We start from the raw sequence: 7,412 nt of genomic DNA, 5'->3' as shown, positions 1-7,412 counted from the left end.
GCGGCCGGCCGCCGGGCCAGGGTCCCGCGAGCGCCCGCACCCGCAGCGCGCTGTACACCGCGGCCGAGCTGCAGCTCGCCCGGGACGCGGAGACCGAGGAGCGGGACAGCCGCTGGATCCCCTACCTCCACGCGGTGCGCGGCGTGCTCGACGCCGACGCCGTCCTCACCTCCGACAGCGCCCCGTGCTGCTCCCACGGAGCGCTCCCCCATCTGCGCGTCGGCCCCGAGGGCCGGTTTCTGCACCCCACGGGCTTCGGCGCGCCCGGCTACGCGCTGCCCGCCGCGATCGGCGCCAAGACCGCGCATCCGGACCGTCAGGTCGTCGCGCTCAGCGGCGACGGCGGGCTGCAGTCCTCCGTGCAGGAGCTCGCCACCGCAGCTCGGCTCCGGCTCCCGCTGCCGATCGTCGTGTTCGACGACGGCGGCCACGGCGAGATCCGCGACGAGACGGCCGCACCCGGGGACGCGGCCACCGCCGCCGGCCCGGCGCCCGTCGACCTGCCCGCCCTCGCCCGCGCCTACGGCGGCCGGGGCGAGCACGCCCGCACCCCGCAGGCGCTCGCCGAGGCCCTCGCCCGGGCGCTGGACGCCCCCGGCCCCACCCTGATCGCCGTTCCCGAGAGGCCAGCACGATGACCGCCGCCGCACCCCTGCTCTCCCTCACCTGGACGGACGACGTCACCGGCCGCCAGGGCCACCTGGTGATCGACCGCCTCGTGCGCGGGGTCTGCAGCGGCGGCCTGCGGATGCGCGAGGGCTGCACGCTGGAGGAGGTCACGGGCCTGGCGCGCGGGATGACGATGAAGGAGGCGCTGCACTACGACGCCGACGACCCGGCCGCGCGCTACATCCCGCTCGGCGGCGCCAAGGGCGGCGTCGACTGCGATCCGCAGGACCCGCGCGCGTACGGCGTCCTGGTCCGCTTCCTGCGCGCCGTGCGCCCCTATGTCGAGACCATGTGGGCCACCGGCGAGGACCTCGGCCTCGCCCAGGACGTCGTGGACCGGGCGGCGGCCGAGGCCGGTCTGGTCTCCTGCGTGCAGTCCGTCTTCCCGCTGCTCGACGACGAGGCCGCGGCCCGCGGCCGGCTCGCGGACGCCTTCGCCGTCGAGGTCGACGGCATCGGCCTGGACGAGCTGGTCGGCGGCTGCGGGGTCGCCGAGTCGGTGCTCGTCGCGCTCGACCGGGCGGGCGTGCCGCGGCAGGGGACGCGGGTCTGCGTGCAGGGGCTGGGCACGATGGGCGGGGCGACCGCGCGCTTCCTGGCCCGGGCCGGGCTGAAGATCGTCGCCGTCGCCGACGTCGAGGGAACGGTCGCCAACCCGCGGGGGCTCGACGTCGAGGCGCTCCTCGCGGCGCGCGACGCGCATGGGACCGTCGACCGCGCGGCCCTGCGGGCGCAGGACCGTCAACTGCCCCGGGACGCCTGGCTGTCGGTCGACGCGGAGGTGCTGGTGCCGGCCGCCGTCTCGTACGCCGTGGACAGTGCCAACCAGGCGCGGATCAAAGCGCGTTGGATCGTCGAGGCGGCGAACATGCCGGTGCTGCCTGACGCCGAGGAGCTGCTGGCGCGGCGCGGCGTCGTCGTCCTGCCCGACGTCGTCGTCAACTCCGGCACGAACGCCTGGTGGTGGTGGACGCTGTTCGGGGACGTCGGCGCCGACGCGCAGGAGGCGTTCGCCCACACCCGCCGCTCGATGCGGGCCCTGGTCGGGCAGATGCTGGAGCGGGCGGAGGCGGACGGCACGACGGCCCGGGCCGCGGCGCACGCGATCGTCGCGGACCGGCTGCCGCTGATCGCCGAGCGCTTCGGCCAACGCCGCTGACCTCGGTCGCAGGGTTGCGCCGGCCCGGGCGGCGCCCTCATGCTCGCGGCCTGGGAGGACCGGCCGCCCCAGGGGGAATTCCAAGATCGACTGTGTAGGGTGACGCTGTGACCAGAGTCCGGTTGAGCGTGGCGCAGCGGCGAGAAGAGCTGCTCAACGCCGCCGTCGAGCAGATCGAGGAACGCGGCGTGGCGGCCGTGCGGATCGCCGACGTCGCCTCCGCCCTCGGCGTGAGCAACGCCCTGGTGCTCTATCACTTCTCCACCAAGGAGAAGCTCGTCGCCGCCGCGTTCGCGCACGCCGCCGACGGCGACCTCGCTCATCTGCGCAAGCTGCTGGGCCGTCGCACCTCCGCGCTGCGCCGGCTGCGCGCCGCGGTCCGCTGGTACGCGCCGACGGGTCAGGCCAAGGGCTGGCGGCTGTGGATCGAGGGCTGGGCGGCGGCGCTTCGGGAGCCGGCGCTGCGCGAGGTCGCCCGCCGTCTGGACCAGCAGTGGAAGGCCGCGCTGACGGAGGTCATCGCGCAGGGCGCGGCGGCCGGGGAGTTCCGCTGCGAGGATCCGGCGTCGGCGGCGTGGCGGCTGACGGCGTTCCTGGACGGGCTCGCCGTGCAGATGACCTCGTACGCCGGCTCGCTCTCCCGCGCCGCGATGCTGGAGTGGACCGACGAGGCGCTCGCCCGCGAACTCGGCGTCGACCGCGCCGAGCTCGCCGCCGCGACACGCTGACCGCCCGCCGGCCCGGCTTCCCGGCGCCGCGCAAAAAGCTCGCCGCCGCGCTCACAGCTCGCCGCCGCGCTCACGGCTCGGCGCCTTGCGGGCCGAGATCCCTCTGCCGTCCCGCGCCGCGCCCGCCATACTGGGCGACTGTGCCCGAGCAGACAGATCATCTCGCCGACGACCGCCACGATGTGCTGGTCGTCGGAGGCAGCGGCGTGGACACCGTCGTCCGCGTCGACGCCCTCCCCGTGCCGCTCGCCGACTCCCACGGCGTGGGCCCGATCCTCGAGTGGCCCGGCCACACCGGCGGCAATGTGGCGCTGGGCTGCCGGGCGCTGGGCCTGCGGGTCGGCTTCCTCGACTACATCGGCGACGACTGGCTCGGCCGTCTGGTCCGCGAGCGACTCGCCGCGGGCGGTGTGGACTTCGAGCCGCTGCTGTCCGCTCAGGGGACGCGCCGCGCGGTCAATCTGGTCGATCCCGAGAGCCGCCGGATGTCCTTCTACGACGCCCGGGACCCGGGCGGACTGCGCATGCCCCGCGCGTTCTACCTCCCGCATCTGCGGCGGGCCCGGCACGTCCATCTCTCGATCATGGACTTCGCCCGGCATCTCCTCGACGACATCGAGGACTTGGGCGTACCGGTCTCCACCGATCTGCACGACTGGGACGGACTGGCCGACCATCACCGGGAGTTCGCGCTCCGCTCGGACCTCGTCTTCCTCAGTGCGGCGGGCGCGGGAGAGCGGATCTCCTCCCTCATGCGCGAGATCCTGGGCAAGGGGCGGGCCGAGGCGGTGGTGGCGACCGCGGGCGCGGCGGGCTCGTATCTCCTGGCCCGCGACGGCGGCTCCACACCGCGGCTGATTCCCGCGACGCGCCCGCCAGGACCGGTGGTCGACTCCAACGGCGCGGGCGACGCGTACGTCTGCGGCTTCCTGTACGGCCGGCTGTCCGGCCGTGATCTGGCGCAGTGCGCCGGGCTCGGCGCCGCGGCCGGCGCGCACGCCTGCACGGGCGAGGGCAGCACGGCGCTGATCGGGCCCGCCGACCTGCTGTCGGCCGGGGTCTGACGCCCGTACCGCCCTCACTCGCCCGCGGTCACAGCGGCAGCAGGTTCGGGCGCTTCGCCTCGACGTGGTCGCCCGAGCTCTCGCCGCGCAGCCGTCGCCCGATCCAGGGCACCAAGTGCTCGCGCGCCCACTGGATGTCGTCGCGGCGCACCTCGAGCGTGCCGCGCGGCGGCAGCGGCGGCCACGGCTGGTCCGGGTCGGCGGGCACCTCGAGTCCGAGGACCTGGGCGGCTCGCAGCGCGACCCGGGTGTGGCCCTCGGGCGACAGATGCAGCCGGTCCCCGTCCCAAGCGCGCCTGTCCTGCACGGACTTGAGCGACCACAGGTCCAGGACCGGGCAGTCGTACCGGTCGGCGATGGCGCGCACATGCGCGGTGAACATGGCGATCTTGCCGCGCAGATGGCGCAGCACCGGCACGTCGCGCGTGTCGAAGCCGGTGGTCACCATGACAGTGCCCACCGCGCCCTTCAGGTCGGCGACGGCCCGCTCGTACCGCTCGGCCACGTCGTCCGGGTCGCTGCCGGGCCTGATGATGTCGTTGCCCCCCGCGCAGAAGGTCACCAGGTCCGGGGCGAGCTCCATCGCCCGCGGGACCTGCTCCGCGACGATCTGGTCGAGGAGACGCCCCCGTACGGCGAGATTGGCGTATCTGAAGGTGTGCTCCGGCACGCGGTCGTCGAGCAGGACCGCGAAGCGGTCCGCCCACCCGACGAACATCCCGTCGGGGCCAGGGTCTCCGACGCCCTCGGTGAAGCTGTCACCGATCGCCGCGTACGACCCGAATCTTCCGTCTATATCTGTTCTCGAATCGTCTGCCACGAGTCCATATCTTTCCCTTACGGATGTGACCTACGCGACCGTAAGGAGGGGTTGACGGGGCGTGATCTTTGACACCGGTCAAGATTCGCCCAACCCGGAATAGGCCCGGCCCGGCGGCGACGGCGCAGGGACGCGGGGCAGGCCGTCCGGCGCGCAGGCGACCCTCCACGGCGTGAGACGCCGACTCCCCGCGCCTCGGTCGAGGGCGCGGGGAGTCGGTGGGGACGGGGCGTGCGGACGCCTGGCGGCCGGTGCGTCAGATGGAGACGCCGTGCTGGCGCAGGTAGGCCAGCGGGTCCACGTCCGAGCCGTAGCTCGGGCTGGTGCGGATCTCGAAGTGCAGGTGCGGGCCGGTGGAGTTGCCGGTGGAGCCCGACAGGCCGATCTGCTGACCGCCGCTCACGCTCTCGCCGGAGGAGACGGAGAGCGAGGAGAGGTGGGCGTACTGCGAGTAGCTGCCGTCGTTGTGCTGGATGACGACCTCGTTGCCGTACGAGCCGGCCCAGCCGGCGGAGACGACGGTGCCGGGGCCGACGGACTTGACGCTGGTGCCGGAGGCGGCCTGGAAGTCGACGCCGGTGTGGTAGCCGCTGGACCACATGGCGCCGGAGGCGCGGTAGGAGGTGCTGATGCCCGCGCCGTCGATCGGGGCGGTGTAGCCGGAGGCGGCGGGCTTCGCGGCCTCGTCGGCGGACTGCGCCTCGGGCTTCGGGGCGGGCTCGGTCGAGGGCTTCGCCGGGGCCTCGGCAGGCTTGCGCGGCTCGGACTTCTCGGGCTTCTCACGCTTGTCCGACTTGCCCTGCTTGGGGGCGTCCGTCCGGTCGGCCTTCGCCTTCGACGCGCCGCCGACGGTGAGCTTGAGGCCCGGGTGGATCAGCGACGGGTCGCCGCCGACGGCGGAGCGGTTGTCCTCGTACAGCTTCTTCCAGCCGCCGCGGACGTCGTGCTCCTCGGCGATCTTGGCGAGGTAGTCGCCGGGGACGACGGAGTACGTGGCGGGGGCGGCGGCCGGCTTGGCCGCGGCCGGGGCGGCGGGGGCGGCCGCGGCGACCGAGGACTGCGGGGAGACGGCGGGGGCGCTCTTGCCCGCCGCGTGGGCGCCGGTCGCGCCCATCAGCGGAATGGCGATGACGGCGCCGCCCGTACCCGCGGCGACGAAACCACGGGCGATCGGGTTGGCCTTGGGACGGCGGTGCTTACCCTTTGCGGGCATGGCGCATTCCTCTCCGGCGCCTGCGAGGTGAGCTGTCGGGTTCGGGCTGGAGATGCCCGGTCGCGCTGGTGCGCGACTTCACCCCAAGCCGTCCTGGATATCCGGGAACGGCGTACTACCTGGGTCCCCCGCTCCTGCCACACGTGGGTGGGTGGGAATTCCGGTCGGCGGCAGGATTAGGCGGTCCGGCCGGATTGGTCGTGACCGTAAGCGAGTCGGACGGACGGGTACAAGCCGTCGCTTTCACCTGATCGTGATCCATGTCCGATCCCCGTGGAATCTCCGGGGAATTCCGGTCACCCTCCGTGCGCCGAGGAGCCCAACTCTCGGGCTGACGACGGAATTCCGCCCCTTCGATCCTGTACGCACCGTCACGGATATGATCTGGCTCACGGGCCAGGCCCCATCTCCCCTGTAGACGGGGCACGTTATACCGAACCAGCTAATTCGGACAGAAGGTTCATTTAATGACGATCGCCCGTACATACGCTTCTTGCGCCCTCATTCCTGCCATCGGCGGATGAAGCCCACCCCGGCCGGCCCGGTCTGCCCCACCTCGCCCCCTCCGGGCGGCCCGAGCGGGTTCGGTCACGGTGGCGACCGCGTGACACCGAGGGTCGGCGCCAAGGGTTCGACGAGCTCCCCCTTCCGGCGCGTACGGAGCTAGACGCCCCGTTATGCACCTTTCATCCCCATCGAAAGATGGCCTCGCTCACACAAGAAGGCATTCCTTCGAAGACGAGGAGCCGGAATTCGGCGCAGCCGGCGATCGAGGCGGCCTTCGCCATGCCGCCTCGGCACACCTCATCGATCGCCTCGGGCCATTCCGTATTTCCCGGCGCGTTCTCAGGAATTCCACGGCGGGCCCGGACCGCGGGCGTCCGCCGTAATGCGATACGGCAGGATCGGCGGGCACGCCGCGTTCCCGAGGGGCGCGGCGGGCACGCCGCGTTCCCGAGGGGCGAATACGCCGGTCAGAGCCCTGATCCTGAGAGGTCCCGGCGGGAATGCGGCCACGGCTCAGCCGTCGTGCTCATCGCCCCTTCTGCTCGTAGGACGACAGGGCACGTACGGCCAGCGCCGTGTGGACGCCGGAGATCACCGTGGTCAACGCCGCCGTGCGGGGCGGCAGGTAGCCGCGCAGGCCGAGCAGCGCGGCGGTCACCGTGTCGCTGCCGTGGATCAGGACGCCCTCGCGCAGATCCCGCTGGAGCCGCTCGCCTCGGCTGGTGAGGAGGTCGAGGCCGAGCAGGACGGTACGGATGCCGAAGAGCCGGAAGGCGTAGACGCCCGCCGGGCTGGGGGCGGTCGCCGACCCGCGGTCGAGCCGGTTGATCAGCGGGGCGGGTGTGAGGAGCCCGGCGGCGCCGTTGAAGAGCCGGATGCCGGCCAGTCCGTACACGGCGGCCGGTCGCCGCCGTCGGACGCCGGGGGCGCGCTTCTTCTTCGCCATGGTGTTCTCCCCTGAGGGTGACGTCGGTGGACTCGATCGTGTACGGCGGCGGCCATGCGGTCAGGGGAGCCCGAGCCGCCGGCGGCTGGGGAGGCGGTCGCACCCGCTCGTGCCGCCGGGGCTCGGGCATCGCCCGTCCCTCCCCTGCGGGGCAGGGGGCTGCGACGCTACTCGGCAGTCCCCCGCAGCGGATACGCGAGATTCGGGCCTCTCGTGGATCAGCTCCCGGCAGGCGCCGTGCGCGCCCGGCCGGCGGCGGCGCCCCTGGCGGCCGGGGTCCGGCGGCCCTGCGCCCGGCCGCCGGGC

At 73.6% G+C, this 7,412-nt stretch carries 7 protein-coding genes and 1 riboswitch; of the genes, 4 read left to right on the top strand and 3 right to left on the bottom strand.

Features of this window, described 5'->3' with window-relative positions:
- From AB0M39_RS40850 to AB0M39_RS40835, 4 genes are all read left to right on the top strand, one after another.
- Positions 1-638 (top strand): thiamine pyrophosphate-dependent enzyme (locus tag AB0M39_RS40850; RefSeq protein ID WP_365373940.1); only part of this gene is annotated, 638 nt, incomplete at its 5' end.
- Positions 635-1,828 carry a Glu/Leu/Phe/Val dehydrogenase dimerization domain-containing protein gene (locus AB0M39_RS40845; protein WP_365373938.1) on the top strand — a complete coding sequence of 398 codons (1,194 nt, stop codon included), beginning with the start codon at positions 635-637 and terminating at the stop codon, positions 1,826-1,828. The genes AB0M39_RS40850 and AB0M39_RS40845, both read left to right, overlap by 4 nt.
- A gap of 107 nt (positions 1,829-1,935) precedes the next feature.
- Complete coding sequence (locus AB0M39_RS40840) at positions 1,936-2,556, top strand: TetR/AcrR family transcriptional regulator (protein ID WP_365373936.1); 621 nt, start codon at positions 1,936-1,938, stop codon at positions 2,554-2,556.
- A 185-nt stretch (positions 2,557-2,741) separates the two neighbouring features.
- Positions 2,742-3,620 (top strand): PfkB family carbohydrate kinase, encoded by an 879-nt coding sequence (locus AB0M39_RS40835; RefSeq protein WP_365373943.1) that lies wholly within the window; start codon positions 2,742-2,744, stop codon positions 3,618-3,620.
- A gap of 28 nt (positions 3,621-3,648) precedes the next feature.
- On the opposite strand, the gene AB0M39_RS40830 is transcribed toward AB0M39_RS40835, so the two are convergent.
- The 3 genes from AB0M39_RS40830 to AB0M39_RS40820 all read right to left on the bottom strand — a co-directional run bounded on the left by AB0M39_RS40830 (position 3,649) and on the right by AB0M39_RS40820 (position 7,106).
- A complete protein-coding gene (locus AB0M39_RS40830; RefSeq protein ID WP_365373934.1) occupies positions 3,649-4,440 on the bottom strand; it encodes an SGNH/GDSL hydrolase family protein in 792 nt (263 codons plus the stop codon).
- Positions 4,441-4,696: 256 nt separating this feature from the next.
- Positions 4,697-5,653 (bottom strand): peptidoglycan DD-metalloendopeptidase family protein, encoded by a 957-nt coding sequence (locus AB0M39_RS40825; protein ID WP_365373932.1) that lies wholly within the window; start codon positions 5,651-5,653, stop codon positions 4,697-4,699.
- A gap of 4 nt (positions 5,654-5,657) precedes the next feature.
- Positions 5,658-5,813: riboswitch (cyclic di-AMP (ydaO/yuaA leader) on the bottom strand.
- An 873-nt stretch (positions 5,814-6,686) separates the two neighbouring features.
- On the bottom strand, positions 6,687-7,106 hold the full coding sequence (locus AB0M39_RS40820) for a hypothetical protein (RefSeq protein WP_365373929.1): 420 nt from the start codon (positions 7,104-7,106) through the stop codon (positions 6,687-6,689).
- Positions 7,107-7,412 lie beyond the last annotated feature (306 nt).

This window comes from Streptomyces sp. NPDC051907 (assembly GCF_040681075.1).
GTDB lineage: Bacteria > Actinomycetota > Actinomycetes > Streptomycetales > Streptomycetaceae > Streptomyces.
This window is presented reverse-complemented; position numbering and strand designations above follow the sequence as displayed.